22 protein-coding genes and 4 pseudogenes are annotated in these 26,995 nt (G+C 50.8%); 12 read left to right on the top strand and 14 right to left on the bottom strand.

The window, feature by feature from the left end; all coding sequences use genetic code 11:
• Positions 1 to 167 precede the first annotated feature (167 nt).
• The 3 genes from OGX99_RS02680 to mdtM all read left to right on the top strand — a co-directional run bounded on the left by OGX99_RS02680 (position 168) and on the right by mdtM (position 3,247).
• The gene (locus OGX99_RS02680; protein WP_151216643.1) at positions 168 to 983 is read left to right on the top strand and encodes a helix-turn-helix transcriptional regulator; all 816 of its coding nucleotides are present in this window, start codon (positions 168 to 170) and stop codon (positions 981 to 983) included.
• A gap of 48 nt (positions 984 to 1,031) precedes the next feature.
• A complete protein-coding gene (locus OGX99_RS02675; protein ID WP_151216642.1) occupies positions 1,032 to 1,682 on the top strand; it encodes a LysE family translocator in 651 nt (216 codons plus the stop codon).
• Positions 1,683 to 2,005: 323 nt separating this feature from the next.
• Entirely contained in the window at positions 2,006 to 3,247 is a 1,242-nt protein-coding gene (gene mdtM / locus OGX99_RS02670) for a multidrug efflux MFS transporter MdtM (protein WP_286542586.1), read from the top strand.
• An 85-nt stretch (positions 3,248 to 3,332) separates the two neighbouring features.
• Here the strand turns inward: mdtM and OGX99_RS02665 are convergent, their stop codons facing one another.
• From OGX99_RS02665 to OGX99_RS02655, 3 genes are all read right to left on the bottom strand, one after another.
• Positions 3,333 to 3,893 carry a YagU family protein gene (locus tag OGX99_RS02665; RefSeq protein ID WP_286542585.1) on the bottom strand — a complete coding sequence of 187 codons (561 nt, stop codon included), beginning with the start codon at positions 3,891 to 3,893 and terminating at the stop codon, positions 3,333 to 3,335.
• A 234-nt stretch (positions 3,894 to 4,127) separates the two neighbouring features.
• Complete coding sequence (metC, locus tag OGX99_RS02660; protein WP_151216640.1) at positions 4,128 to 5,318, bottom strand: cystathionine beta-lyase; 1,191 nt, start codon at positions 5,316 to 5,318, stop codon at positions 4,128 to 4,130.
• Positions 5,319 to 5,349: 31 nt separating this feature from the next.
• Positions 5,350 to 6,582 (bottom strand): dicarboxylate/amino acid:cation symporter, encoded by a 1,233-nt coding sequence (locus OGX99_RS02655; RefSeq protein WP_151216639.1) that lies wholly within the window; start codon positions 6,580 to 6,582, stop codon positions 5,350 to 5,352.
• 219 nt (positions 6,583 to 6,801) lie between these two features.
• Here OGX99_RS02655 and OGX99_RS02650 point away from each other — a divergent pair, with 219 nt between their 5' ends.
• The 3 genes from OGX99_RS02650 to OGX99_RS02640 all read left to right on the top strand — a co-directional run bounded on the left by OGX99_RS02650 (position 6,802) and on the right by OGX99_RS02640 (position 10,371).
• Positions 6,802 to 7,728 carry a LysR family transcriptional regulator gene (locus OGX99_RS02650; protein WP_187253674.1) on the top strand — a complete coding sequence of 309 codons (927 nt, stop codon included), beginning with the start codon at positions 6,802 to 6,804 and terminating at the stop codon, positions 7,726 to 7,728.
• 75 nt (positions 7,729 to 7,803) lie between these two features.
• Positions 7,804 to 9,084, top strand: a complete 1,281-nt coding sequence (locus OGX99_RS02645; protein ID WP_151216638.1) for a DUF445 domain-containing protein — start codon at positions 7,804 to 7,806, stop codon at positions 9,082 to 9,084.
• Positions 9,085 to 9,183: 99 nt separating this feature from the next.
• Positions 9,184 to 10,371 carry an MFS transporter gene (locus OGX99_RS02640; protein ID WP_187259156.1) on the top strand — a complete coding sequence of 396 codons (1,188 nt, stop codon included), beginning with the start codon at positions 9,184 to 9,186 and terminating at the stop codon, positions 10,369 to 10,371.
• Positions 10,372 to 10,577: 206 nt separating this feature from the next.
• On the opposite strand, the gene OGX99_RS02635 is transcribed toward OGX99_RS02640, so the two are convergent.
• The 4 genes from OGX99_RS02635 to uxuA form a co-directional block, all read right to left on the bottom strand.
• On the bottom strand, positions 10,578 to 10,781 hold the full coding sequence (locus OGX99_RS02635; RefSeq protein WP_151216636.1) for a hypothetical protein: 204 nt from the start codon (positions 10,779 to 10,781) through the stop codon (positions 10,578 to 10,580).
• 649 nt (positions 10,782 to 11,430) lie between these two features.
• Positions 11,431 to 12,204: a Uxu operon transcriptional regulator gene (gene uxuR / locus OGX99_RS02630; RefSeq protein WP_003033268.1), complete on the bottom strand. Its 774-nt coding sequence runs from the start codon at positions 12,202 to 12,204 to the stop codon at positions 11,431 to 11,433.
• Between the two features lie 132 nt (positions 12,205 to 12,336).
• Positions 12,337 to 13,812, bottom strand: a complete 1,476-nt coding sequence (locus OGX99_RS02625) for a fructuronate reductase (protein WP_187259158.1) — start codon at positions 13,810 to 13,812, stop codon at positions 12,337 to 12,339.
• Positions 13,813 to 13,890: 78 nt separating this feature from the next.
• The gene (uxuA, locus tag OGX99_RS02620) at positions 13,891 to 15,075 is read right to left on the bottom strand and encodes a mannonate dehydratase (RefSeq protein ID WP_286542581.1); all 1,185 of its coding nucleotides are present in this window, start codon (positions 15,073 to 15,075) and stop codon (positions 13,891 to 13,893) included.
• Between the two features lie 243 nt (positions 15,076 to 15,318).
• On the opposite strand from uxuA, the pseudogene OGX99_RS02615 reads away from it, so the two are divergent.
• Positions 15,319 to 15,917, top strand: a pseudogene (locus OGX99_RS02615) (GntT/GntP/DsdX family permease); the annotation flags it as partial.
• 49 nt (positions 15,918 to 15,966) lie between these two features.
• On the opposite strand, the gene OGX99_RS02610 reads toward OGX99_RS02615, so the two are convergent.
• The 3 genes from OGX99_RS02610 to OGX99_RS02600 are packed head-to-tail and all read right to left on the bottom strand — an operon-like array spanning position 15,967 to position 18,809.
• Positions 15,967 to 16,659, bottom strand: coding sequence for a LutC/YkgG family protein (locus tag OGX99_RS02610; RefSeq protein ID WP_151216633.1), 693 nt, complete (start codon positions 16,657 to 16,659; stop codon positions 15,967 to 15,969).
• Positions 16,652 to 18,079, bottom strand: a complete 1,428-nt coding sequence (locus OGX99_RS02605) for a LutB/LldF family L-lactate oxidation iron-sulfur protein (RefSeq protein ID WP_187259159.1) — start codon at positions 18,077 to 18,079, stop codon at positions 16,652 to 16,654. The genes OGX99_RS02610 and OGX99_RS02605 overlap by 8 nt, the downstream gene beginning before the upstream one ends.
• A 10-nt stretch (positions 18,080 to 18,089) precedes the next feature.
• On the bottom strand, positions 18,090 to 18,809 hold the full coding sequence (locus OGX99_RS02600; RefSeq protein WP_151216632.1) for a (Fe-S)-binding protein: 720 nt from the start codon (positions 18,807 to 18,809) through the stop codon (positions 18,090 to 18,092).
• 556 nt (positions 18,810 to 19,365) lie between these two features.
• Between OGX99_RS02600 and OGX99_RS02595 the strand changes: the two genes are divergently transcribed.
• Positions 19,366 to 20,919 (top strand): L-lactate permease, encoded by a 1,554-nt coding sequence (locus OGX99_RS02595; protein ID WP_151216631.1) that lies wholly within the window; start codon positions 19,366 to 19,368, stop codon positions 20,917 to 20,919.
• A 250-nt stretch (positions 20,920 to 21,169) separates the two neighbouring features.
• Here the strand turns inward: OGX99_RS02595 and OGX99_RS02590 are convergent, their stop codons facing one another.
• The 3 genes from OGX99_RS02590 to OGX99_RS02580 form a co-directional block, all read right to left on the bottom strand.
• On the bottom strand, positions 21,170 to 21,304 hold the full coding sequence (locus OGX99_RS02590) for a hypothetical protein (protein WP_256484194.1): 135 nt from the start codon (positions 21,302 to 21,304) through the stop codon (positions 21,170 to 21,172).
• A gap of 12 nt (positions 21,305 to 21,316) precedes the next feature.
• On the bottom strand, positions 21,317 to 22,582 hold the full coding sequence (locus OGX99_RS02585) for an aromatic amino acid transporter (RefSeq protein ID WP_151216630.1): 1,266 nt from the start codon (positions 22,580 to 22,582) through the stop codon (positions 21,317 to 21,319).
• A gap of 189 nt (positions 22,583 to 22,771) precedes the next feature.
• On the bottom strand, positions 22,772 to 24,142 hold the full coding sequence (locus OGX99_RS02580) for a tyrosine phenol-lyase (protein ID WP_151216629.1): 1,371 nt from the start codon (positions 24,140 to 24,142) through the stop codon (positions 22,772 to 22,774).
• Between the two features lie 778 nt (positions 24,143 to 24,920).
• Here OGX99_RS02580 and OGX99_RS02575 point away from each other — a divergent pair.
• From OGX99_RS02575 to OGX99_RS02560, 4 genes and pseudogenes are all read left to right on the top strand, one after another.
• A pseudogene (locus tag OGX99_RS02575) lies at positions 24,921 to 25,146 on the top strand (SymE family type I addiction module toxin).
• Positions 25,147 to 25,388: 242 nt separating this feature from the next.
• Complete coding sequence (locus OGX99_RS02570; RefSeq protein WP_278238460.1) at positions 25,389 to 25,562, top strand: hypothetical protein; 174 nt, start codon at positions 25,389 to 25,391, stop codon at positions 25,560 to 25,562.
• Position 25,563: 1 nt separating this feature from the next.
• Positions 25,564 to 25,911, top strand: a complete 348-nt coding sequence (locus OGX99_RS02565) for a hypothetical protein (protein WP_278238459.1) — start codon at positions 25,564 to 25,566, stop codon at positions 25,909 to 25,911.
• 2 nt (positions 25,912 to 25,913) lie between these two features.
• Positions 25,914 to 26,258, top strand: a pseudogene (locus tag OGX99_RS02560) (Hcp family type VI secretion system effector); the annotation flags it as partial.
• 232 nt (positions 26,259 to 26,490) lie between these two features.
• On the opposite strand, the pseudogene OGX99_RS02555 reads toward OGX99_RS02560, so the two are convergent.
• A pseudogene (locus OGX99_RS02555) lies at positions 26,491 to 26,818 on the bottom strand (DUF1493 family protein).
• Positions 26,819 to 26,995: the final 177 nt, after the last annotated feature.

The raw sequence follows: 26,995 nt of genomic DNA, 5'->3' as shown, positions 1-26,995 counted from the left end.
GCAACTTTCTCTCTTTGCGAGACGTTTTCAGAGATAAAAACGTCCCGTTGTAACGTCTGCAATTGTCTGGAACGCATCACGCAGAATCACTATTTCAATGCGCATTCCCGCTTTTTGACCGCACGGCCTGTGTTATAACAAACCATCACTTTCAGGGAGGACACGATGTGACGCATACCCGGGATATTCCACAATCGTTCTGGCGAGACGAACAGCTCCCGTGGCTGGAACTACGCAGCACCTGGCAAAGCCAGCAGGCCTATAAGCGTCATAACCACTCTCAGCTCTCGATTGGGGCGATTCTTGAGGGGGAAACATGCAGCCAGTGCGATGGAAAAGATTATCACCTGAAAGTGGGCGATCTGATTGTGATCCCGCCATTGGTGCCACACAGCTGTAATCCCGTGAACGGACTGTTTCGCAGCTATCACATGCTTTATCTTGATGTCCGGTGGTGTCTTGTCCATCTGCCTGCGCTCAACAACAATCAACTGCTTTGCTCGCGCGATCCCGTTATTCGCGACCCGCAATTATTCCAGCACTATATGAACCTCGTGGCGCTTATGCAGCAACGGCAAACGACGCAGATAACGGATGCCGCACAAGCATTGCTGCGCTCGCTGCCATTGCAATCGGTAACACCGGAAAACCAAAGCACCGCCAGCCAGTATCTGCGTGAACGGTTGCAGACCAATCTGCTGGCTCCGCCCTCGCTGGACAATCTGGCGCAAGAGTGCGGCATGCGTAAAGAAACACTGATCCGTACCTTTAAGCAGGACACAGGACTCACGCCTGCAAGTTATCTGAATATCTTGCGGATTGACTATGCCCGCCAGCGGCTTCGTGCCGGGGACGAGATTGCCGATGTCGGCTATCAGAGCGGTTTTGCCGACCAGAGTCATTTCCACCGCACCTTTGTCCGCTACACCGCAGCAACACCGCGCCAGTACGCGTTGGGACGATCAATTTCAGACAATAAATAGCGTTATGCCAGGCGTAGGGTGATCGCAGGTTCATTCTCTGAGGTCGCTATGTCACTGCTTTCTGTACTTTTTCCATCGGCTTTTCCCGCACTGGCGCTGGCACATTTTGTCGCTCTGCTAAGCCCCGGGCCGGACTTCTTTTTACTGGTCGGTTACGCCGCCCGTTACCGGATGCGCGGCAGCACCGGGCTGTGTGTGGGTATCGCCATAGGCAATGGGCTGTATATCCTGCTGGCGATTATCGGTTGGGGGATCCTGCGCCAACGTCCCCTGCTGTTTACGGTTATTGAGCTTGTGGGCGCGCTCTATTTATTGTGGATAGGCAGCCTGCTAATACGCAGCCGCCCGCAAACCCTGTCCGGAGCAGACGCCCCGTCTACCTGCCCGGGATTTAGCAAACAGCTGCTGCTGGGGTTAGGTTCGTCGTTGCTCAACCCCAAAAATGCGCTGTTTTATCTGGCGCTGATGACCGCACTGCTCGGCCCATCGGTGACGCTGCTGCAACAAGCCGTGAGCGGGATCTGGATGACCAGCGTGGTGCTGGTGTGGGATCTGTTGATCGTTATGTTCATAGGTTTACCGCAGATCCAGCGACGGTTAACCAGAGGAATATTGTGGGTAGAGCATATCGCCGGGGGCGTACTGATTGTCTTCGGCGGTGCGATCGTGCTGCGTTTTCTGCAGAGCATCACTTTCTGATAAGCGAGATGAATTTCTGCAAATAAAGCGGATAAACTCGTTTAATTAATATCCAATCCGCATTACACTTTGGGTGGCTATTATCCATTCAACTAATTCTTCCCGAGGTGCGATGTGCTGATTGTTACCTGTAATCGTTACGTTTTCTGACCCGAGTCTGAAAACGTTTCTCCTGCTTGCGCCTTGCGCGGGCAGCGTTTTTGATTACATGAAATTCAGTACATTTGCAGTCTGCATTTTTCTGTCATCGGCCTGACGTCTCAAAGACGGTATTGAATTTCGCTATTCCCGTTGAGGGTTTTCTCCCGACAAGGAGCTGTTTTATGCAACGGATTTTCGCGTTTTTCTCCCAACGCGCCACGACGCTATTTTTCCCCATCGCGTTGATTCTGTACGACTTCGCCGCCTATCTGTCGACGGACCTGATCCAACCCGGCATCATTAATGTCGTGCGCGATTTCAACGCCGATGTCAGCCTGGCACCGGCTGCAGTGAGCCTTTATCTGGCAGGCGGCATGGCGCTGCAATGGCTGTTAGGCCCGCTTTCAGACCGGATTGGTCGTCGACCGGTGCTGATTGCGGGTGCGTTAATCTTTACGCTCGCATGCGCGGCCACGCTGTTCACCACCTCAATGACGCAATTTCTGGTTGCGCGTTTTGTGCAGGGCACCAGCATCTGCTTTATCGCCACTGTGGGTTATGTCACGGTGCAGGAGGCGTTTGGGCAAACGAAGGCCATTAAGCTGATGGCGGTAATCACCTCCATTGTGCTGGTTGCGCCGGTTATTGGCCCACTCTCCGGGGCTGCGCTAATGCACTTTGTCCACTGGAAGTTTCTGTTTGCCATTATTGCCGTCATGGGGCTTATCGCCTTCGTTGGCCTGCTACTGGCAATGCCGGAAACCGTCCAGCGCGGCGCGGGGCCGTTCAGCGCGCGTGGCGTGCTGCGCGATTTCCGCGACGTTTTCCGCAACCGGGTATTCCTGTTTGGCGCAGCCACGCTGTCGCTAAGCTATATCCCGATGATGAGCTGGGTGGCAGTCTCACCCGTGATCCTGATTGATGCGGGCGGCATGACCACATCGCAGTTTGCCTGGGCGCAGGCGCCGGTATTTGGTGCGGTGATCGTCGCCAATATGGTGGTGGTTCGTTTTGTGAAGGATCCAACCCAACCCAGTTTTATCTGGCGCGCCGTGCCTGTTCAGCTGAGCGGGTTAGCGGTGCTGATCGCGGGTAATTTACTGTGGCCGCACGTCTGGCTGTGGTCGGTGCTGGGAACCAGCCTGTATGCGTTTGGCATTGGAATGATCTTCCCAACGCTGTTTCGTTTTACGCTTTTTTCCAACAACTTACCGAAGGGCACTGTTTCCGCGTCACTGAATATGGTGATCCTGACGGTGATGGCGGTTTCTGTCGAAATCGGGCGTTGGCTGTGGTTTAACGGTGGCAGGATCTCGTTTCATCTGCTGGCGGTTGTGGCGGGGATCGCTGTCGTGTTCACGCTGGCAGCCTTGCTCAAACGGGTGCGCCAGCATGAGGCGACGACGTTAGCCACAGAGAGCTAAATCTTGATGAACAGCCCCCAAACCTTAGCATCAATATGTGTGTTTAACGTTCGGGGGCAATCCAAAACAGTACATCTGCTTTCAGTCACCTGGCGGAATGTAATGGGATTTCAGCATCAGGTTCATGTGTTATACGATTACGCAGGTCGCGACGAATCATTTCAATCACCCAGAACCAAAAAATGTGTCCCACAATTTCAGAAACGTATTCATCGAAGGGGAGCTGAGTTAATGGCGGAGAGAGATTCAATGCAGGAATGAAAACGCCATGAACCGCCACCGTCACAATCAAACCAGCCATGATCCCCTGCCAAAGTTTAACTTTCGGAAAAATTTCAGCTATGACGCAATATCCCACTGCAAACACTAATGAAAATATGATGTGTGTGACCATAACAGGATTGATCACATGTTCAGAAAAGGTATAGACCGTTTGCGTGGGGTCAATACCTAAATAGTCTCTGAGAAAAAGATACGGCGGATTAAACTCATTTCGCCCCAAAGAAAAAGTTCTGGGCGGAAGGGGAACTTCGGCTCCCCACTTAACAAATGCAGAAAGTATGCCTGAAACGATGCCAATTAAGACGGCGACACCATAGTGACGACGATCCGGCGGGGTCGTTGTGAACAGCTTATTCAACTTCATAAATTCATCATCCCTTACATATGAAAGTAACACTGAAAATCCGCGTTTATGCTACCCATGAGAGAGGATAAAAATTGTGATGAAGATTACCTTTGATAAAAAATGATCTAATTTGATTTTTTGTGATGTATTTTGACTCTTTGTATGAAAAGGAAACTGATACTGATGAGGCTTCTGCGTTAAAACTTGCCGGATAAACGTTCATCAACGTCATCCGGCACTACTCACATCACCTTAAGCAATACGCGCAAATCCCGCTTCGAGATCGGCAATCAGATCGTCGATATCCTCAAGGCCGATATGCACCCTGACCAGCGTGCCGCTGAAATCCACCTCTCCTGCCGGGCGAATGCTGTTCAGTTCCTCCGGCTGATTCGCCAGAATGAGCGACTCAAACCCGCCCCACGAATAAGCCATATGGAACAGCGAGAAGTTATCGAGGAAATTCGCCATCTGCTCGTCGGTAAGTCTCTTTTTCAGCACGAACGAGAACAGACCTGAGCTTCCGGTAAAGTCACGCTGAAAATACTCGTGCCCCGGACACTCCGGTAAGGCCGGATGATTCACCCGCGCCACTTCCGGTCTGGCCGACAACCAGCGGGCAATATGGATGCTGCTTTCCTGATGCTGCTTCAGGCGTACCGCCAGGGTGCGCAATCCACGGCTGCCGTTGTAGGCCGTATCGGCATCCAGCGTTTGTCCCATCAGATAGGAATTTTCACGCAGGCGATCCCAGCAACGGGCGTTGGACACCGCCGTGCCTAACATGCCGTCCGAATGACCAATGGTGTACTTCGTTCCCGCCTGAATGGAAATATCCACGCCATAATCCAACGCTTTAAACAGCACACCCGCTGCCCAGGTATTGTCGATCATAATGACAATCTCCGGGTTCACCGCGCGGATCGCCTTCACCATTCCCGGCACGTCCTGCACTTCCATGGTGATTGAACTGGGGGATTCCAGGAATACCACTTTCGTTTCAGGACGCAGAAGATCGACAATACCCGAGCCGATCAGCGGATCGTAATAGGTGGTTTCAACGTTGAATTTACTCAGGATCTTATTACAAAAATCTTGGGTTGGTTCATAGGCCGCGCCGGTCATCAGGATATGGTCGCCGCTTTGAACAAACGCCAGAATCGCATTAGTGACCGCCGCCGCACCGCACGGGTAAAGCGCGCAACCAACGCCGCCTTCCAGTTCGCTCATGGCCTTCTGGAAAGCAAAGTGCGTGTATGTGCCGCGACGACCGTAAAACAGTTCGCCGTTCGCACGATTGGCGGTGGCAAATTTCTTGTCCTTCACGGTATCAAACACCAGCGAAGAGGCGCGTTGGATCACCGGATTCACCGCTCCCTGGGTATAACGTTTGTCGCGACCCGCAACAACCAGGTGCGTCTCAAGCTTCATTGCGTCTTTCATAACATCTCCTGTTCTTAATCCGTGTGAAAACCTATACCACCGTAGCAGTAGAGTTTATTTCAGTGTTGATCTGCTTTTTTCCAGCGAACCGTTCAACAATCTGCGCCGCATTCAAATCATGGATTACGTTAATCAACGTGGCTGGCGCATCGGTAATGGTGCCCAGCACCACCAGCATCGGGATCGCTTCCATTGGCAGACCCAGCGTGGTGACGATAAAGATTTCACCGAGGAACGCCCCGCCCGGCACGCCGCCGACGATAATGGCGGAGAGCACCGCAATCAGCATCGTCAGGAAGAAGGTTTCGGTAGTGAACTCCATGCCCAGTACGGAATAGATAAAGACAATTTTCAGCGCGGCAATCATCGCCACGCCGCCTTTGTTCAGGTTAACCAGCAGCGGAATGGAAACATCAACGATTTCCGGGTTAATCCCCATCGCCTTACCGGCACGCAGGGTCACCGGGAGCGTCCCCAGCGAAGAGCAGGTTCCCAGCGCGGTCGCGGAGGGTTCAATCGCGTTTCGCCAGAAGGCTTTGACTGCAGGAACACCGCCGCCAATATACGAATAGATAATCGAGCCAAAAACAAAGTAGACCAACGTGGCGACCATAAACAGGCCGATAGCACGGGCAAAGGTTAACAGCAGTGCAGAGTCCTGACTGGCCATGGTGGCCGCGAAATAACAGCCCAGACCAACCGGTGCCACCTTCATAATGATCGAGACGATCTTCATGATCACGGTATTAGCATCTTCCAGCAGCGACGCAATGCGTTTACCGGCCTGATCTGATTGCCCAATCGCCACTCCGGCGATGATCGCCATTACGATCAGCGCCAGAATATTGGACTTAGAAAACAGTCCGATAAAGTCGCTGGTGGTGATCATGCTGACAAAATCCATCTTGCCACTGCCCGCCTGCACCGACTGCGAGAGATCGATAGTGACGCCCTGCGCCGGGTTATACCATAGCGCCAGCGCGACGATCCCGGCCGCCGGAATAAAGGCCATCGCGATCGAAACAATAAAGATTATCGCCATGATGCGCCCTAACCTTTTCAGGTCGGTCATACTGGCGATGGACGACATGACGCTGATCCCCACCAGCGGCACAATAATCATAAATAACAGGTTCAGGAATATCTGACCTATAGGCTGGAGTTTACCTGCAAACGATGGGGCATAAATGCCTAATAAGCCGCCAATCACCAAAGCAACTAATAAAATAATCGACGATCTGTAGGGTTCGAGTCGTGACCACATAATCGGTACCTTTAGAATAATAATTAATGAGATTAAATTCACAATGTGATGAGTTTCCGTTTCGCCTCCTTTTATTTTGTGACGTAACTCACCTAAGTTGTTATTTTTTCATTTTGCCAGCAAGTTGTTTCCTGTGATTCAATAGTTGCATGTTTAAAAGATGAATGTAACGGCCTATTCGTACCGTTTTTGCAAATCACTTGTGAATTTAAGGAAATTATGAGTACGCCGATTTCACTTAAGCATCTTGAGTTTTTTACTAAAATCGTCGACTGCGGAGGATTGTCAGAAGCCGCGGCACAGCTCAACGTCTCGCCGTCTGCGGTCAGCAAAAGCCTGGCGGCGATGGAAGATACGTTAGGCACGACATTAATTAAACGCACCACCCGCAGTATTACCCTGACCGATGCCGGGCAATATCTCTTTAATCGCGCTAACAAGCTGTTGAAAGAATTCGATGAAACACTGAACACTACTTCCGGTTATTACCATAACCCGCAGGGTGAATTACGTATAACCTGCTCCATTGCGTTTGGTTATTCCCGACTGGTGAACCTGGTGGATAAATATCGCTCCCAGTTCCCGGATGTGAATCTGTATATCGATCTCAACGATAACTTTGTGAATCTGAACGAAACGGATTTCGACATTGCCCTGCGAATTTCCACCGCACCGCCGCAAAACTATGCGATGCGCAAGCTGGTACCTGTTCGCTGGGCGTACTGTGCCTCACCCGGCTACCTTGCCAAAAAAGGCATGCCCCAGCGCCGGAGCGATCTGGTAGATCATGATTGCCTGGTTTACCCGGGCCTCACGCCGGTGCTGAAGGTGGCAGATGAACAGGATCGACTGCATCAGTTAAAACTGCATATGCCGATCCAGGCCAACAGCAGTCTGGTGCTGTTGAAATCGGTGTTAGAAGATCAGGGGGTGGCGTATTTGCCCACTTATCTGATTGGCGATCATATTCAAAAAGAAGAGATCACGCCGCTAATGCTCGACGGCACCATCACCTGTGAAACTCACACCCTGTATGCACTGTACTTTCCCAGCAAGTACAGCAACCCGAAAGTGCGTTCGTTTATCGATTTTCTGGTGGCAGAACTCGGCCCCTTACCCGCCTGGGACAACTGGATCCCGAAGTAAGGTCTCTCCGCCGGAAAATGGGACGCGCACCACATTTTTTGCGCGATCCCCCCGTCTGGCTCTATCCTTAAGCCTATGAATAAAATTGCTGAACTCAAACGCGCCAAGCGACTGGCGCTCTCATTGTTGCTGATTGCGGCCGCCACCTTCGTCATCACGCTGTTTCTGCCGCCTAATTTCTGGGTTCTCGGGACCAAGGCGATCGCTGAAGCAGCGATGGTAGGCGCGCTGGCGGACTGGTTCGCTGTGGTGGCGCTTTTTCGTCGGGTGCCGATCCCGTTTATTTCGCAACATACGGCGATTATCCCTCGCAATAAGGATCGGATCGGCGAAAATCTCGGGCAGTTTGTGCAAGAGAAATTCCTCGATACCCAATCTCTGGTAGCTCTGATCCGCCGCCATGAACCGGCGCTTCTAATCGGCAACTGGTTCAGCCAGCCGGAAAACGCCCAGCGTATTGGTCAACATCTGCTGCAGATCATGAGCGGCTTTCTGGAGCTGACCGACGACGCTCGCATCCAGCGGCTGATCAAGCGGGCGGTGCACAAAGCCATCGATAAGGTCGATCTCTCCGGAACCAGTGCTCTGATGCTGGAAAGCATGACCAAAAACAATCGCCATCAGGTACTGCTCGACACGCTCATTGCCCAGCTTATTGCCCTGCTCCAGCGCGACAGTTCGCGGACATTTATCGCCCGACAGATAGTGCACTGGCTGGAGACCGAGCATCCGCTGAAAGCAAAGATCCTACCGACCGAATGGCTGGGCGAACACAGCGCCGAGCTGGTATCGGAAGCCGTTAACTCCTTGTTGGATGACATCAGCCACGATCAAGCGCATCAGATCCGCCACGCGTTCGATCGCGCCACGTTTAAGCTCATCGACAAGCTCAAAAACGATCCTGAGATGGCAGTGCGGGCCGAAAGCATGAAAAGCTATCTGAAGGAAGACGAAGCCTTCAACCGTTATCTTGGCGAACTGTGGGCAGATCTGCGCCAGTGGGTGAAAACAGATATTAACGCCGACGATTCCCGCGTGAAGCAGCGCATTGCCAGCGCCGGGCAGTGGTTTGGCGAAACGCTGGTTGCTGACAGCGCCTTGCGTGCCTCACTCAATGGGCATCTGGAGCAGGCCGCGCATAAAGTTGCCCCGGAGTTTGCCTCCTTCCTGACACGCCATATCAGCGACACAGTGAAAAGTTGGGATGCACGCGATATGTCACAGCAAATTGAGTTAAACATCGGCAAAGATTTGCAGTTTATCCGCGTTAACGGCACGCTGGTCGGCGGTTCTATTGGGCTGGTGTTATATCTGTTGTCACAAATTCCGTCCCTGCTGACGCTGGCGAATTTTTAAGGAGAAAGGTTTTTGCGTCGTTTATTTTTTTACTTTTCATTATCATTTACACATGTAATATAACAATCACCCGACTCACTGTGTGAAATCAAGGTGCGTATGTCTCAGGGAAGTCCAGATTCAAATCGCCATGCCATCAGCGTCGCACTCTTTGGCATGCTGGTCTTAACGCTGGGCATGGGGATTGGGCGCTTTCTGTATACCCCAATGCTGCCGGTACTGCTGTCGGAAGGTCAATTTACGTTTGACCAGCTCTCGTGGATTGCCAGCGCCAACTACGCCGGATATCTGGCGGGAAGCCTGCTCTTCTCCTTCGGGCTCTTCCACCTTCCCTCACGCTTACGCCCGATGCTGTTAATTTCTGCACTCGCCACCGCCGGACTGATTCTGGCGATGGCCAGCTTTACACAGCCTGTGCTGGTCATGCTGATCCGCTTTCTGGCGGGCGTCGCCAGTGCCGGTATGATGATCTTTGGCTCGATGATCGTTCTGCATCATACCCGTCATCCCTTCGTGATCGCCGCGTTGTTCTCCGGCGTTGGCGCTGGCATTTTGATGGGTAATGAATATGTCATCAGTGGTCTGCACTTTGCGCTGTCATCACACACGTTGTGGTTAGGGGCAGCGGCAGCCTCGGCTCTGTTCTTTGTGCTACTGGTTATGCTTCTGCCCTCTCGCGACCATACGCTCCCCGCCGCGCCCCCGGTAAAAACAGAGCATCAGCCGATGTCCTGGTGGCTGCTGGCGCTGCTGTACGGGCTGGCCGGATTTGGTTACATCATTGTCGCCACCTACCTGCCACTGATGGCGAAAAGCGCCGGTTCGCCTCTGCTGACGGCTCATCTCTGGTCGCTGGTTGGCATATCGATTATTCCGGGGTGTTTCGCCTGGCTGTGGGCCGCCCGACGCTGGGGAGTATTGCAATGCCTGACGGCGAATTTGCTGATACAAAGCGCCTGCGTGGTCATGACGCTCGCCAGCGATTCCTTGCCGCTGCTGGTGATAAGCAGCGTCGGTTTTGGTGCAACGTTTATGGGCACCACGTCGCTGGTGATGCCGCTCGCCCGTCAACTTAGCGTGCCGCGCAATATTAATCTGCTGGGTCTGGTCACCCTGACATACGGCATTGGACAAATTCTCGGACCGCTATTAACCAGCCTGCTGGGAAGCGGCGCAGTTGCCATCATCAACGCCACACTGTGTGGTGCGGCAGCGCTGCTTTTCGCCGCGTTAATTAGCGCCGCACAATTATACAAACAGCGATTCATCACCGCTAAAAGAATATAATCTTAAGCAGCAACAATATATCCAGGTAAATACCTGTCACGGTTTAAAAAGTATCCCGTAAGCTAATAACTTTGTCAGATTAAACACACTTGATGAAAAATGGCTATAAATATCTTCCCGATTTACGCCATCAAACTGACTTTCAAAGTGAAGTAGCAAGACATATTTCATTCTTGGGTTTTAAACAAAACCCGGACAGAGAGTCATTACTCTAAACTTTCACTCTTATTAACAGAGCGATGTAACATTAATGCTTCAGCAATAATATCTTGTTTGCTTTTTCGTGTTTCAAATGCCAGCGTTCGCACATATTCCCATAAAGAGGTATCGACACGGGCACTTAAAAGAACCATATCTTTTGATCGGGTCCCTCTGGGTTTTCGAATATCGGGATAGTCTCGAGATGGCATTTTCAACTCCTGAACGTAATGACACGCTTATGGTTATGAAATATGCAGTTAGTGTAAAAACATGTCAACGGCAAAATACAGTCATAATAGTAATGAAACTGTTAATAAAAAGCAGAAAAATGGAACAATGTTTCAAGTGAAAGATGACATGTTTATGGAACAATATGTAATGTTAACTTTACGCTTATTCGATTTTATTCATTTGATTAAAAAAACATGAGAAATTTACGTTAGACATACCACAACTCAAAACATCATAATGGCCAATAAGTTACACACCCTCATTAATGTATACATTTACGCGAAACGCTTGTTTTTATGCGTAGTTATGCCGATATGCCTTATCCTGATAACTGCAGGGATCGCGTTGATTCTCACTTTACCCAGATCCGTTTTGTCTAAAAATAAGCACGGAAAGGTAAAAATAAGGTAAATAACGCATTTTTTTGCACGCGAAAATAAGTTGTTTTTAATTGATATAAATCAATTTCCATCGCACAAAGACGGCGGAAAAATGATCATTTGAGGCGATGGAAACAATTTTTTACGTGTCATTCAAAACGTGAATATCGACCTGGTAGGACAATGAATAAGGATACGTAAAAGTGCGGTGCGGGCCGCAATAGCCCGCTTATGAGAGGAAGGAAAATCAGGCATTAACTTTATCCAGCGGCCAGGAATCAAACAGATAACCATCAAAATCAATGTCATCTACATTTGAAAACTCCAGCAGGCGCTGTTTGACATTTTCCAGATGCTGCCACATGGCAAGCTTGGCCGCGCGAGCATCTTTTTTGATTAATGCCGCAAGGATCTGTTTATGGTCGCCCATCCATTCTTTGCGGTAATGAGTGTCGTCGAGGTGGCTATGGAGCTGGATCCACATCGGGTTGTTCTCACGCCACTGCCATGACTGGCGAAACAGCTCCACCAGCATGCTGTTATGCGTGGCTTCGGCGATGGCGAGATGGAACTGCATGTCGCCGCTTTCAGAACCGTTTGGCTCGCTGGACGCCAGCTCCCGCTCTTCGAGCTGCAACGCCTGGCGCATTTTGACGATATCTTCGCGGGTAGCCTGCAGCGCGGCAAATTCAGCGATATTGCTTTCCAGCAGCTGCCGCGCCTGCAGCAGCTCAAACGGCCCCGCATCATTGCAATGATTTGCATCCGTACTGTCGATGGTCTGCGCATCCGCATTATCTAGCACGTAGATCCCGGCCCCGCGCCGCACGTCCACCAGGCCTTTAATTTCCAGCATGATTAACGCTTCGCGAACCACCGTGCGAGTGACATTGAGCATCTCGGCAATTTCACGCTCTGGTGGTAAGCGTTCACCGGGCTGGTACGGCGTCTGAACAATCAGATCGCGGATCATGGCACCCACTTCCTGGTAGGGTCTTTGCTGAGAAGTGTTCGATTTCATCGTGTTATGTCCGTCAGATGCGTGTAATCAGATACGGTGAATAAGTACCGAACTATAGCATTTGCGGGAAGCCAAAAACAGAAAATGGGTCAACCAAACCAATATTTTGATTGACCCGTCATAGTTCGGAGCTTATGCGTCAGCGCTTAATGCCGCAACGCACTCACGTGCGCCGTGTTCACATAACTGTTGATACACCGCAATAATGGTCTCCACAAAGTCGGCGTTTTCCGCCAGGTCATGACCAAAAATGCCAGACAGCCCCAGCAGCGCCGTCACGCGTTCGGCCCCCTGGTACTGTCGGTTAATGCGCTGGAATTCAGCCAGCATTGGGTCGACAACATCAATGGCCTGCCCCTGCTCATCCACACCGTGGGTGTAGCGCATCCAGCCCGCCACGCCCAGCGCCAGGTGACGCCAGCCGCTGGCGTTTTGCAAGTGCAGACGCACCGGATCAAGCAGGCGCTGCGGCAGTTTCTGGCTGCCGTCCATCGCAATTTGCCAGGTACGGTGGCGCAGAGACGGGTTGCTAAAACGCTCGATCAGCAGGGTCGCGTAAGCGTTGAGATCGGTGCCTTCCGGCATCGAGAGCGTCGGCGCCTGCTCCTGCATCATCAGCGCAAACGCCGCTTTGCGGTACGCCGGATTCGTCATGGTATCGGCGATAGTTTCATAGCCGCCGAGATAGCCCAGATATGCGAGGAAAGAGTGGCTGCCGTTGAGCATGCGCAGTTTCATCATTTCAAACGGCACCACGTCGGCCACGAACTGTGCGCCAACCTTGTCCCAGTCAGGACGACCGTTGACAAAATTGTCTTCAATTACCCACTGACGGAACGGCTCGCAGGCGATAGCACACGGATCGTAAACGCCCAACTGGTCGGCAATCTCTTGTAACGTTTCCGGCGTCGCTGCCGGAACAATGCGGTCGACCATGGTGCACGGGAAAGTGGCATTAGCTTCAATCCACTGCGCCAACTGCGGGTCGCGCGCCTGCGCCAGCCCCAGCACCGCGACTTTCGCCACATGCCCATTTTCACGCACGTTATCGCAGGACATCACGGTGAAGGCAGCCAGCCCCTGCTCACGACGCAGGTACAGCGCTTGTACGATGTAACCAATCGCCGATTTCGGCGCGGTAGGATTCGCCAGATCGTGTTTTATCAGCGGGTTATTGAGATCTAACTGACCGCTGGCCGCATCGGTGCAGTAGCCTTTTTCGGTGACCGTCAGCGAAACAATTGCCGTCTGCGGGCGCGCCATAGCCTGTAAAATACCGTCACAGCCGTCAAGGTCCGGGTGCAGCGCTTCTTTCATTGAACCGATCACTTTCAGCACGGTGTTGTCCGCGCCTTTTTCCGCCACGGTATACAGCAGTTGCTGCTTGCGCAGATTTTCAATCAGTACGCAGTCGTTACCCGGCATCAGGTTAACTTCACAGATCCCCCAGTCGCTGTCGGTGGTTTCCAGCAAATGATGGGTGTACAGCGCCTGATGCGCGCGGTGAAAAGCGCCGCATCCCAGGTGAACAATGCGGGATTGCAGGCGCGAGCTGTCCCATGCAGGGCGCGCAACCGGCAGGTCGCTATTGGCAATTGTCGTTGTCATCGTGAACTCCAGAACCCGTTGAAAGACCAACGGATGAGAAAAGAAAAAGCCGGCCAGACAGGTGGCCGGCAACTCGCTTTAGCGACTGAAGAAAGCGCGCTGGATAGCCATCTCAACGCCGCGCACTTCCGCCAGCCCTTTCAGGCGACCAATCGCGGAGTAGCCTGGGTTGGTTTTCTTTTTCAGATCGTCCAGCATTTGGTGGCCATGGTCCGGACGCATCGGGATCAAATCTTCCTTCCCTTCCGCTTTACGGCGTTGCTCTTCTTCAACGATCGCTTTCACCACTTCGTACATGTCGACGTCGCCATTAAGATGCGCCGCCTCATGAAAGGTTTTCGGATTATCTTCACGCAGCGTGGAACGCAGATGGGTGAAGTAAATGCGTGGGCCAAACTGTTTGATCATGTCGACCAGATCGTTATCCGCCCGCACGCCGTAGGAACCGGTGCACATAGTGAAACCATTCGCCATGCTGTTAACCGTATCGACCATCCACTGCATGTCTTCCACCGTGGAAACAATGCGCGGCAGGCCGAGGATCGGGCGCGGCGGATCGTCCGGGTGAACTGCCATGCGTACGCCAGCTTCTTCCGCCACCGGAATAATCGCCTTCAGGAAGACGGCGAAATTCTCACGTAGCGCGGCTTTATCGATATCTTTATAGCGCGCAAGATGCTGGCGGAACTGGTCGAGCGTGTAGCCCTCTTCTGCCCCCGGCAGACCGGCAATGATGTTGCGGGTCAGGCGCGCTTTGTCTTCATCGCTCATGGTGGCGAAGCGTTCATTTGCCTGAGCAATCTCTTCGGCGGTGTAGTCTGCTTCCGCGCCCGGACGCTGGAGGATATGCAGCTCAAAGGCGGCAAATTCAATCTGGTCAAAACGCAGCGCTTTGGAGCCGTCCGGCAGGACGTATTCCAGGTCGGTACGGGTCCAGTCGAGAACCGGCATGAAGTTGTAGCACACGGTACGAATACCGCACTGGGCCAGGTTACGCAGGCTTTGCTGGTAGTTGGCGATCCACTGCAGATAGTTGCCGGAACGGGTTTTAATGTCTTCGTGGATCGGCACGCTTTCGACGACCGACCAGACCAGGCCCGCCTGCTCAACAATAGTTTTGCGCTTCAGGATTTCATCAACCGTCCACACCTCCCCGTTAGGGATATGGTGCAAAGCGGTGACAACGCCTGTGGCACCCGCCTGACGAACATCCGCTAAGGTGACCGGATCGTTAGGACCATACCAGCGCCATGTCTGTTCCATGTTTTATTCCTCGTTTACGTTATGGACTCGACGATATGGCATATAAATTCCCCCTTTTGGTATGACATGTCAACCTGAAGCGATAAATTGGTTAACCAAATCACGGTTTATGCCGATTAGATCGCCTAATTAAGGCCATTCAGTTCGGTAAGACTGTAAGCATGTAACGCAATATGACATTCATCGCATTAATGGTTAACCAATATAGGTAGCATCTCAACCAAAAATCATAATAGTTCAACCAAGCTGGCGATCCCCGCCGTTGCCGCCGCCACCACTCACGCGTTGTTCCCGCCACAGCCGGGGCCGGTTGCGCTGGTTAACGCCTACGGCGCGGACATGGGCATGGGCATGGGCATGGGCATGGTCTACATCTATGGCATTCTGGTGATGATTCCGAGCGTGAGCTGCGCCGGGCTTATCCTGCCAAAGTTCCTCGGCAACCTCGATCGCCCAACGCCGTCGTTCATGAAAGCCGACGTACTGGTTGACCAGAACAATCTGCCCTCCTTCGGCGTGTCTATTCTGGTACCGCGCGTGGTCACGACATGCAGTGGGTGATGAATGCCTTTGAAAACGCAGTGAAAAGCATCGCCATGGTGATCCTGATCATCGGCACAGGCGGCGTACTGAAGCAGACCATTATTGATACCGGCATTGGCGATACCATCGGCATGCTGATGTCGCACGGCAATATCTCTCCGTACATCATGGCGTGGTTGATAACCGTGCTTATTCGTCTGGCAACCGGTCAACTGGTTGGCGTCGACCCGGCGTTACTGGAGCTGGTGAACTCCGTTATTGACCTGATTATCGTATTGATCATCAGCTTGATTGCATAACGTCGATACCGCTCTGGCTCTTCACGCCAGAGCGGTTCTGAATCCTGCCTCAACAATCCTCAATAATCAGATATACCGCCTTCACCGGGCCATGCACCCCAACCACCTTGATAAGCTCAATATCTGCCGTCGAACTGGGTCCACTGATAATGTTAATGCACGACGGCATACGCTCACCGGCCTGCGCCTTCTGATGCAGTTTCTCTGCCAACTGGGCAACGCGCGGCAGGATAGTGCTTTTGCGCAGCACGAAAATCGAGGACTCCGGCAGCAGGCTAATTGAACGCCCGCGCTCCGGCGCGGAAAACAGCACCACGCCGCCGGACTCGGTCAGGCCATACTCGGCATACACCACCCCCACTTTCGCCTGCTCAGCCTCGGCAATATTTTCGCTGCCTCGCGCCGGGTCCCAGACCACGGCGTTGCATTCCTGCTGCAGACGTTCCGTGATGCCCAGTTCCACCAGTCGACTGTCGCCGCTGATAACCACCGGCTGACCCAACTCTTCGCACAGGCGTCGCGCGGCTTCTGCGGCCTGTTCCTCGCGGGTCAGTTCGCAGCGGGCCAGCATCACCTCGCTGGCAAACTGGGTAAACGCATCGCAACGCTGTTGCGGGCTCAGCTCGGTCAGGCGCTCGTTGGCATAGTTGTTCACCGGCGCGGCATCCGCTTGCGGCTCAAAACGTAGAGGGCGGCCCAGCGCCTGGGCGATAGTGTTTAAAAACGCGGTACGGTTATCCATTCTTTTTCTCCTGCGCCTGATGTTTCTTAAACCAGCTGCGGAAGCTCTCACCGTCGGCATCAGGAAGATCGCGCGCCTCCATCCAGTCACCAATCGCGCCAACCTTAAGCGGAGTTTTGCCACCATTGATAAACCAGCTCGCCGCATGTGCGCCCGCCATCATCCCGACTTTCCACAGCCCCGGATGGCTATTGGCATACGCGAACATTTTTATCGCCCGACGCTCGGCTTTCGGGGTGATGCCTTCCTCGGCCATCACCCGACGATGCCGCAGGATCAGTTTTGACAGCGGAATCTTTACCGGACAAACGCTGTCGCAGGCCGTGCATAATGAACAGGCGTAAGGCAGATCTTTAAAATCTTTATAGCCGCCGAGCAGCGGAGAGATCACCGCGCCGATAGGGCCGGGATAGATAGAACCATAGCCGTGTCCGCCAATGTGACGGTACGCCGGGCAGGTGTTCATACAGGCCCCGCAGCGGATGCAGCGCAGCACATCGCGAAACGCCGAACCCAGCACCTGCGAGCGGCCATTATCGACAATCACCAGGTGAAACTCTTCCGGACCGTCGACATTATCCGCCTCACGCGGGCCGGTCAGCCAGGTGTTGTAGCCCGTCAGACGCGCGCCCACGGCGCTACGCGCCAGCATGGTGATCAATACATCCACATCGGCAAAGGTCGGCGCGATACGTTCCATGCCCATCACCGCAATGTGTGTTTTTGGCAGCGTGGTGCACATCCGTGCGTTGCCTTCGTTGGTCACCAGGCAAACAGAGCCGGTTTCCGCCACAGCAAAGTTACAGCCGGTAATACCGATTTCAGCACTGAGAAAATCCTCGCGGATCTTCTGACGGATAAATAAGGTCATGGCTTCCGGGGTTTCCGGGCCGTCGTAACCCAGACGCTCGTGCAGCACGCGGCGGATCTGATAACGATCTTTATGAATAGCCGGGACCACAACGTGCGAAGGCGGATCCTGATCCAACTGCAGGATATATTCGCCGAGATCGGTTTCGATCACCTGAATTCCGGCATCCTGCAGCACATGGTTGACGCCGATCTCTTCGGTCACCATCGACTTGGACTTCACCACTTTCTTCGCGTTTTTACGCTGCGCAACCTGCAAAATGTAGCGGGTAGCGTCTTCTTTGGTCTTTGCGAAATAGACGTGGCCGCCGTTTTGCGTCACTTTCTCGGAGAGTTGATACAGGTAAGCGTCGAGGTTACTCAGAACGTGATCGCGGATCTGGCTGGCACGATCGCGCCAGTCTTCCCAGTGGCCTAGCTCATCAACCATTCTCTGCCGATTCGCACCAATACGCTCCTGCGCGTTGGCCACGGCTTTGCGCATGATCGGATCTTCGATCTGCTGACGAATGCGCAGTTTAAACTCTACATCGCTGGTTTTTATCGACATCTCTTTCCCCTCAGCGGCTCATCAGCACTTCAGCAATATGCATCACTTTGACCGGCTGGCCCTCACGTTGCAGCCGACCGCCAATATTCAGCAAGCAGCTGACGTCCGCGCCAATCAAATATTCCGGCTTCGCATCCATCAGATGTAAGACTTTCTCTTTCACCATCTCACCAGATATCTCGGCCATCTTGACCGAGAATGTCCCGCCAAAGCCGCAGCAGGTGTCCTGATCGGCAAATGTCATCAGCTCCAGCCCGCGCACGTTTTTCAGCAGCGTCAGCGGCTCTTCCTTCACCCCCAGCTTGCGAGTCAGGCTACAGGAAGGATGATATACCGCACGGCCCTGCAGGCTGGCACCGACATCCACCACGCCCAGTTTGTTGACGATAAAAGAAGTGAGATCCTGCATACGTCCGGCAACCTTCTCGGCGCGCAGCGCCCATTCAGGTTCATCCGCCAGATACGTCGGGTAGCTTTTTACCGCGTAGGTGCAGGAGCCTGCCGGAGAGATAATCGGATCGTCGTTGTCTTCCAGGGCGGCGATCAGGTTTTTCATTCCGGGGATCGCCTCTTTGATGTAACCGCTGTTGATGGCTGGCTGACCACAACACCCTTGCTTCTCGGGGAAATTAACGTGACAGCCCAGTTTTTCCAGTAGCAATACGGAGTCTCGTGCCATCCGTGATTTCAGGGCGTCACCAATACAGGTAACAAAGAAATTTACATTCACAATAACTACTCCATTGCTTCATTTCTGTTTATTGCGCTTGATATCGCTATATCACGCCCAGTCTTCTGTTTGCTGGTTTTACCGATGTCTGGGTTCATGGTGTTTGTCGGATCATGCTCCTGAGATGGCCGCTCTCCGCTTCTTATATCAGGATCATCTTAAATACCTGTATTTTCATTTGTATGACAAAATCAAATAATCCTCCAATCAACTCGTACATGCAATACCCTGGTTTATTTCTTTCGGCCTCGCTCACATTTTTATATTGAAAATCACCGTGTTATGAGTCGGTTAAAAATAGTTTCAGGTGATAATTATTCCTGTCACTACCATTATTAAAAGAGTTATCAAATAACTATTTATAGGTATTCCACTTGCTCTTTAGTATATTTACCTGGCATTGAATTTTAATTAAAAGATTACAATAGTTACAAAACCATTAATCATAATTACTTTATTCACTGAAGCGATTCAGTTTGCATCTTTTATTTATACAGCAATATAGCCTTCCCGACATAAATATAAATCAGGTTTAATAAACCAATCAGGAATAGCAATGAACGAATATTTTATGTTTGCCCTGGCACTTTCTCCTTTACTACTGATGGTATTTTTAATATTAAAATTGAAAATGCCTATCCATTATTCCGTACTGATCTCTTTAGTATTCACCGCTGCGCTATCGGCTCTGTTCTGGGAGATGCCCGTACAGAATCTCAAAGCCGCGATAGGCTATGGTGCGCTGAAGGGATTATGGCCGATTGTGATTGTGATCCTCGGCGCTATCTTCAGTTATAACGTCATGCAGGCAACCAAAGCGCTGGATATTCTGCGCGATATCCTCGCCAGCATTAGTGAAGATAAGCGTATTCAGGTGCTGCTGATTTCATGGTGCTTTGGTGGATTTCTTGAAGCCGCGGCGGGTTATGGTACAGCGGTCGCCATTCCGATCGGTATACTTATCGCACTGGGTTTCAACCCACTGAAGGCGGCAATAGCCTCTCTGGTGGCAAATACCGTTCCCACCGCATTCGGCGCAGTCGGGATCCCAGTTTCTATTCTGGCGGAACAGGTTAACCTGCCGGTTTATACCCTGGGCGGAACCATTATTCTGCAGCTTGCGCTGTTTAATATCCTGCTGCCATTTGTGATTATCTGCATTATTGGCGGCGGCCTGAGAGCCATTCGCGGCGTATTTTTAATTACGCTGATTTGCGGTATTACCACGCTGGTTCCGCAGTATTTTGTCGCTATTCATCTCGGTGCTGAATTACCCGCCTTTGCCGGTAGTCTGGTCAGCCTGTTTGCCGTGGCGATGGTTAGCCGTCTGCGCAATGGGAAAACCGATCCCGAGTGGCGAATTGAAGTCAGCCATAACCGCGAAACCACGCCGCGTTCGGCAAAAGTATTGTTCCGCGTGGGTTCTATCTATCTGTTCATATTTGTCTTTATCCTGTTGTGTTCGCCGCTATTCCCGACGATAAAAGGCGCAGCCTCACAACTGGCCTCGGTGCTGCATTTCACCCTTGCTGACGGCAAAACGCTGGCGCTCAAGGTTGAATGGGTGACCACGCCGGGGATGCTGATCATCTTTGCGACCATTATCGGCGGTTTTATTCAGGGGGCGTCCGCGCGCGGGATGCTGGAAGTGTTTATCAAAACCATTTTCCAGCTTAAAAATTCCATTGTGGCGATTATGGCGATCGTCGCACTGGCCACGGTGATGGATATCAGCGGGATTATCTCCACGTTGGCCCAGTCGATTGTCGATCTGACCGGCAGTTCGTACGTCTTCCTCGCCCCGGTGATTGGTGCGCTGGGTACGTTCGTTACCGGCAGCGATACCAATTCGAACATTCTGTTCGGCAAACTGCAAACCATTGCCGCCAGTAAACTGCATATCGATCCCAACTGGCTGGCGGCGGCCAACACCTCTGGCGCAACAGGAGGGAAAATGATTTCGCCGCAGAGTATCGCCATTGCGGTTTCAGCCACTAAAATGGACGGCCAGGCCAACCAGATTATGTCTGGCACCATGAAATACTGCTGTGCCTACATCGTAATCCTCGGCCTGAAAGTCGGTCTCTTTTATTACTGGTTTATGGCGTAACCCATTGTCAACCCCGTCAAATTCGCGGCAATCGTATTTGACGCAATGGTGAACTAAAAGGTTTACACCGCCCCGGAATCGGAACGATGTCACTGGCTTTACGATTTGTCGGCGCTGACTACAATAGCGCCAATGTTTCAAATCGAGGATTGTTGTTATGTTGTTCTGGAAAAAGATGGTGAAGAAGTTCGACGCCTTTTCCGCGTTGATCCCACCACGCTACTTCCGGGTGTAATGCCAGGCAGGCCTGTCAGCGACAGGCCTGAGTCTTATTTCCCGCTTTTTTCTTACGCAGCCCGCACGTTCTTAACACCACCACCCGCAAGCGCAGCCACGCAAAGCGATAAACCAGCGGATGCTGAAATCGTAGCAATGTCAGAAACATAACTCCCCCGCACTAACGAAACGTTGGCAGCAGACCAAATACATCCAGAACAACCGTCAGATAGACAATCGCCCCGCAGATTATTACCAGATTGAGCACGGTGTTATTACACGGCGCGGTATAGCTGGCAGTCGGAAAACGTTTTCGCGCGGCTTTCACCAGGAACGGCGGCAGGATCACGCTCCAGATGGTAAAGGCCAGACCGGCATAGCCAATCGCATGCACAAAACCGTTCGGGAAGAAGAAGCACACAGCAGCAGGTGGGAAATAGGTCACCAGCGCGGTTTTCAGACGGCCTATACCGTCATCCGGGAAGTGGAACAGGTCGGCGATATAATCGAACAGACCAAGCGTTGCCGCCAGCAGTGAGCTGGCTACCGCGAAGTTGCCGAAGAAGGTCAGGATCAGATCCATATAACGGCTGGTGAACAGCCCGCTGATAGCCTCGACAAACACGTCGATATTGCCGCCTTTGGCGATAATCGGCGGGAATGAGGCACGGCTGATATTACCCATCGTCACACCCAGCCAGAAAATATATAACAGCAGGGCAAACAGCGTGCCGATGATAATCGAACGCGTAATATTCGAGATCCCCCTCGTGCCATACAGCTTGACCAGGCTCGGTACGTTACCGTGAAAACCAAACGAGATGATGCAGAACGGCAGCGTCATCAGGATATAGGGCAAATACTGCGAATTGGGCAACGCCACCGCCACGCTGTCGACAAGTTTTGCCACTTCGATATGGCCAATCAGCCCGGAGAACGTGGCAAAGAACGCCACAAACTTACCGATAATCAGCACGGTAGTGATGCGTCCAACCAGCAGGGAGCTGTACCAGGCAATCGCCCCTACCAACATACTGACGATCACCACCGAAATATTCGCCGGAAAGCGCACGCCGCTGTATTTGAATACGGTTTGCGCCATCACCGCCGACGAACCGGAGATATAGGCATAGGTCAGAATATACAGCACAAAGCCGAAAGCGATACCGACCACGATATTCCACTTTCGGCCTAATAAATCCTGAGTAAAGGTATTAAAACTGGCACCGGCACCATAATGCAGGTTAACTTCGACCAGCATCAGACCGGTTAATAACATCATGATGGCGATAAACAGAAGAATAACAGAGGCACCGGGAAACCATACGCCGGCCATCGCAATCGGCAGGGAAAACATCCCGCCACCCACTACGGTTGCGATAACCAACATGGTTCCGCTAATCAGTCCGGGGGTACTACTCTGTCGCTCAATGGCATTAATATCCATGATAAATGTTCCTGTAGACTATTCGTTATAATTACAGCTGTCATTTGTACATCATGCGGATAATAAAAATGTCGGAGTCAGGGTTTACTTTTTTTAGTTATGCCACGGTAACGGGCACCGCAAAGGCTTCCTGTTCATAGAAAAGGAATACAAAAAAGCCCCATCCTGAGATGGGGCCATAATGATTATTTAGATATAATCAAAGCGCGCAGTAAAGAAACGCAACTGCTTCGGCTCGTAAATAAACTTCAGCCCGCGAATATCTTCTTTGTGCTGGTAAAGTTTAATAATGCCGTCAGCCACGACATCCATATGCGCGTAGGTATAAACGCGGCGTGGAATAGTCAGACGCACGGTTTCCAGTTTCGGTCGGTGGTGTTCACCGGTCACGTTATTACGGCCTGCAGAGATTATTCCGCGTTCCATACTGCGCACGCCAGTTTCCACATAAATGCTCGCCGCCAGGCTTTGCGCCGGGAACTCGTCCTGCGTCAGATGCTCGCAGAAGCGACGCGCATCGAGGAATACCGCGTGACCACCTACCGGTTCAACAATCGGTACACCAGCGGCCTTCAGCTTGTCGCCCAGGTAGCGAACCTGCTTCACGCGGTGCTCAATGTACTCATACTGCATGGCTTCGCGCAGGCCAATCGCCATCGCTTCCATGTCGCGTCCGGCCAGGCCGCCGTAGGATGGCATGCCTTCGTACACCACGACTAACTCTTTGGCGGCAGAGAACATTTCGTCATCATTCATGCACAGGAAGCCGCCGATATTCACCAGACAGTCTTTTTTACCGCTCATGGTACAACCGTCGGCATAGCTGAACATCTCATGCACGATCTCGGCGATGCTCTTGTTCTCAAAGCCCTGCTCTTGCTCTTTGATAAAGTAGGCGTTTTCAACGCAGCGGGTGGCGTCGTAGAACACTTTAATGCCGTGCGCTTGTGTCAGTTCACGCACCGCACGCATGTTCGCCATCGAGACCGGCTGGCCGCCCGCGAGGTTAACCGTCACAGCCAGGCAGATATAGGCAATATTTTCTGCGCCTTTTTCATCAATCAGCTTTTGTAATTTTTTAAGATCAATATCACCTTTAAACGCAATATTCAGACCGGCGTCGTGTGCTTCGTCACGAACGATATCGACAAACACTGCACCATTCTTTTCCTGGTGATAACGAGTGGTGGTGAAATACATATTCCCGGCAACATATTGCCCGGGTTTAATTGCCAGCTGAGATAACAGGTTTTCTGCGCCGCGCCCCTGGTGAGTCGGAACAATATGTTTAAAGCCAAACAGTTCCTGCACGGTTCTTTCCAGATGATAGAAGTTTTCGCTGCCCGCGTACGCTTCATCACCCATCATCATTCCGGCCCACTGCTTGTCGCTCATGGCGTTGGTGCCGCTGTCTGTCAGCAGATCAATATAGATATCTTTCGAATTTAACAGGAAAGTATTGTAACCCGCTTCTTGCATTTTTATCAGGCGTTCATCACGCGGGATCATAGATACAGTTTCAACGCTTTTAATACGGAAGGGTTCTGCCGGATAATTCATTTTGTTTCTCCAGTAACAGTGGTCATGTACGTATTAATGTGACGTAAAGCATATCGGGTTCATCAATAAAGTATGATGAAATATAACTATTCGCCTCCTGGGCCAGGGGGAGAAATAATGTGGAGGCACTATGCAAGATTTAATTGATTATGGAAATAGTCCGGTCAACATTAATCACTGGCAATAATTTAAAAAGCTGTAAATGTGAGTGATATAAATCACACGTCGTTTTTTTACCCGTTCATATTCAACAAGTTTTTTTTTGCGTATTGATTTGCCATTCGCGGTAGTGCGCCCACTGAGGGGGGAAATACTGAAAACTTAACTTTCCAGGCTGTGCGCATAATGTATTCGTGAATGAGTACCCCCCATTTTGTGAGAGTCGGATCACTTCACGGGGTTATATTTGTGATTCACATCACCAAAAGTGTAAAGTAAAGTGTACAAAACGGTGTTGTTTCAGAGTTTGCTATTTGCTTCAGTGAGTGAGATCGCATTTTTGGCCTGATACAGAGGGGCGTTGTTTTCTGGAAATGGTAGGTATTTGGTGGATTGAATGAGAATGAATTTATACGGTGAATAATACCGGATTTATTGGGATAGAGAGGTTTTCTATTTATTCCGAAAGCGTGCAATTCGCGCTTATTTCATCTTATTTACATCTGGACTTCCCCCAGGATACTGGCGTAATTTACAGGGGTTTTACTAGCGCGATGTGAAGGTGCGCCAACACCTCCGCATCGCTGATCGCAGTAACTATTATAGGAGAATAGTCACCATGACTGATACACATTGTATTGCAGTTTCATTTGATCCAGAAGTCCACACCGCAGATAACCGTCGCCTGAAGGTAGGTTATGCGAGCCGTTATCCTGATTACAGCCGAACCCGAAGAGTCAGAACTAATGAAATCCCTGCGCGCCGTGGAAAAGCTCTCCGCGCGCAAGCAAAAACAGGTGCTGGAGTTTATCTGGGTGATTGCGGGGAAAGCATTGAAGGGGTGAGTGTGTGATTGTCATTGTAATTGAGGCGCCTGCGGGCGCCTTTATTGGTGACGAATTTTCATGTGATTTTTTATATTACCACCAGAATATTTATTTCAAGAATAAATACCTCTAATTAATAATCCATATCGATATTATTAATGTTATTTGAGAAACTGTTACTCAGGTCAACTATTTCACCATCAATTTTTGTTATTTACATGCTTTCATTTCTAGCTATCTTACTTTATTAAAGGATTGCCATGGCCGATACAGAAGGCATTGCAAGAAGGATCTATAACATTATCATTCCACCTGATACAGTACAATCTTTTGTTGATTCTATACATACTGGACATACAGAAGACAAGCCTTTTTTTATAAAAATAATTGAGTTAGTGGGAGAACATTTAAACGGTAAGTCTAAGGACTGGTAACATGAAAAAACTTATCACACTAATAATAAACTCATTGTTTTGCGGGTATGTTGCCACCCTTTGTTTAATTTCTCTCATCGAATTAGATTCATGGCAGGATAAAATCCTTGCCATTATTATCATCGTTGGAAGCGCTTATATTATCGCCTTTATAGCCAACAGGTTCTTGCCAACAAAGATACACCTGATGGGGGGAGTTCTTGATCTATTATCCGGTCCATTGCTAATCGCAGGAGGCCTCGCCTGTTTCGCTTTTCTTGAACCCTGGCCCGTAAAAATTATTGGAACATTCGTTTGGATTCTCATCATGCTTTATTTCCCTTCCCGTATAAATATAGATAAGGACTAATCATGTCAAACCCAGCCTATCTGTGGTTAACCGATGTAAATGGCTCCCCCGTAATGGGAAGCTCACAAGTCGCTGGACGCATTGGTGCTATTGAACTGAAAGCAGTCACTCATCACCTGTCTGTCCCTGTAGATGGAAATACAGGTAGACTGACAGGAACGCGTGTGCACGCGCCGATTACAATACAGAAGGAGTTTGATAAAACAACGCCCCTTTTGTATAAAGCGTTAAGTGAAAGCCAGACATTAAAATCAGCCACAATAAAAATGTATCAAATTCTGGAGGTTGGTATTGAAAGTGAATATTTTAATATCATTTTAGAAAATGTAAAAGTGACAGGAATCACAGAGTAATTTCGTAACTGCCATTGAGTATTTCACCAGTACAGAAAGAATGTGCTGGTGGTGAAAGCATACGTTTTATGAACAAACGAGGTCATTCCTCTCTAATAAACAGCGAGATACACCACCAAAACTTTTGAGTAAACTGATACTGCCATTATTCTTCGTACAATTATTTCCCAGATTTTGTCGATGCAATCAACATCTAATTGCGTCAGTATCCTCTGTAAGCATACAGTCAATCATATAACCAGTGACCTGCTCTGGCTGATTCTGCGAATCATACGCACAGTAAGCGGTTTTGACACTTGTTTGATGGGTTCTTTGGTAAACCACTTTCGATAGACCGACTCTCTTTCCCACGGGTAATAGGCCTCGAAATTAATCACAGAAACATCAACGTTATATTTCTCTCCAAAATCTTCAATGGCATACGGTAATTCATCCCATTCAGCGTAACCTTGCAGCGGCGTATCAAGTTCAATCGGGATAGGCTTGAAAGTAAACGTTACCGCGAGAGATAACTCTCCCCGAAAAAATTCTAATACCTCGTTATCAGTCACCATCAAAGATCCTTCGATATGCAATAATTTGCTTACTTATTGTACTCCTGCGTCTCCAGTTTGGGGGACGGTAACCGCCATGGCGTATGTGTTTTTCAGAAAACATAAAAGTGATGTTGGTAGCGCATCAACCCGTCTTTGCTTGATCAGGTGATATTTTGCGAGCATCATCGCAATTAT

It is taken from the genome of Citrobacter sp. Cu096, assembly GCF_030332285.1.
In the GTDB taxonomy this organism is placed as follows: domain Bacteria; phylum Pseudomonadota; class Gammaproteobacteria; order Enterobacterales; family Enterobacteriaceae; genus Citrobacter; species Citrobacter meridianamericanus.
Note: the sequence above shows the minus strand (reverse complement) of the source record. Positions and strands in the feature narration are given on the sequence as shown.

Bases quoted from the DNA above. Each gene is read 5' to 3' on its own strand.
- OGX99_RS02655 (WP_151216639.1), bottom strand. From the start codon at position 6,582: ATGTGGTCACGACTCGAACCCTACAGATCGTCGATTATTTTATTAGTT.
- OGX99_RS02665 (WP_286542585.1), bottom strand. From the start codon at position 3,893: ATGAAGTTGAATAAGCTGTTCACAACGACCCCGCCGGATCGTCGTCAC.
- mdtM (WP_286542586.1), top strand. From the start codon at position 2,006: ATGCAACGGATTTTCGCGTTTTTCTCCCAACGCGCCACGACGCTATTT.
- OGX99_RS02675 (WP_151216642.1), top strand. From the start codon at position 1,032: ATGTCACTGCTTTCTGTACTTTTTCCATCGGCTTTTCCCGCACTGGCG.
- OGX99_RS02570 (WP_278238460.1), top strand. From the start codon at position 25,389: ATGGCCGATACAGAAGGCATTGCAAGAAGGATCTATAACATTATCATT.
- OGX99_RS02610 (WP_151216633.1), bottom strand. From the start codon at position 16,659: ATGGATAACCGTACCGCGTTTTTAAACACTATCGCCCAGGCGCTGGGC.
- OGX99_RS02640 (WP_187259156.1), top strand. From the start codon at position 9,184: ATGTCTCAGGGAAGTCCAGATTCAAATCGCCATGCCATCAGCGTCGCA.
- uxuA (WP_286542581.1), bottom strand. From the start codon at position 15,075: ATGGAACAGACATGGCGCTGGTATGGTCCTAACGATCCGGTCACCTTA.
- OGX99_RS02595 (WP_151216631.1), top strand. From the start codon at position 19,366: ATGAACGAATATTTTATGTTTGCCCTGGCACTTTCTCCTTTACTACTG.
- OGX99_RS02645 (WP_151216638.1), top strand. From the start codon at position 7,804: ATGAATAAAATTGCTGAACTCAAACGCGCCAAGCGACTGGCGCTCTCA.
- OGX99_RS02585 (WP_151216630.1), bottom strand. From the start codon at position 22,582: ATGGATATTAATGCCATTGAGCGACAGAGTAGTACCCCCGGACTGATT.
- OGX99_RS02590 (WP_256484194.1), bottom strand. From the start codon at position 21,304: ATGTTTCTGACATTGCTACGATTTCAGCATCCGCTGGTTTATCGCTTT.
- OGX99_RS02635 (WP_151216636.1), bottom strand. From the start codon at position 10,781: ATGCCATCTCGAGACTATCCCGATATTCGAAAACCCAGAGGGACCCGA.
- OGX99_RS02605 (WP_187259159.1), bottom strand. From the start codon at position 18,079: ATGTCGATAAAAACCAGCGATGTAGAGTTTAAACTGCGCATTCGTCAG.
- metC (WP_151216640.1), bottom strand. From the start codon at position 5,318: ATGAAAGACGCAATGAAGCTTGAGACGCACCTGGTTGTTGCGGGTCGC.
- OGX99_RS02625 (WP_187259158.1), bottom strand. From the start codon at position 13,812: ATGACAACGACAATTGCCAATAGCGACCTGCCGGTTGCGCGCCCTGCA.
- uxuR (WP_003033268.1), bottom strand. From the start codon at position 12,204: ATGAAATCGAACACTTCTCAGCAAAGACCCTACCAGGAAGTGGGTGCC.
- OGX99_RS02650 (WP_187253674.1), top strand. From the start codon at position 6,802: ATGAGTACGCCGATTTCACTTAAGCATCTTGAGTTTTTTACTAAAATC.
- OGX99_RS02580 (WP_151216629.1), bottom strand. From the start codon at position 24,142: ATGAATTATCCGGCAGAACCCTTCCGTATTAAAAGCGTTGAAACTGTA.
- OGX99_RS02565 (WP_278238459.1), top strand. From the start codon at position 25,564: ATGAAAAAACTTATCACACTAATAATAAACTCATTGTTTTGCGGGTAT.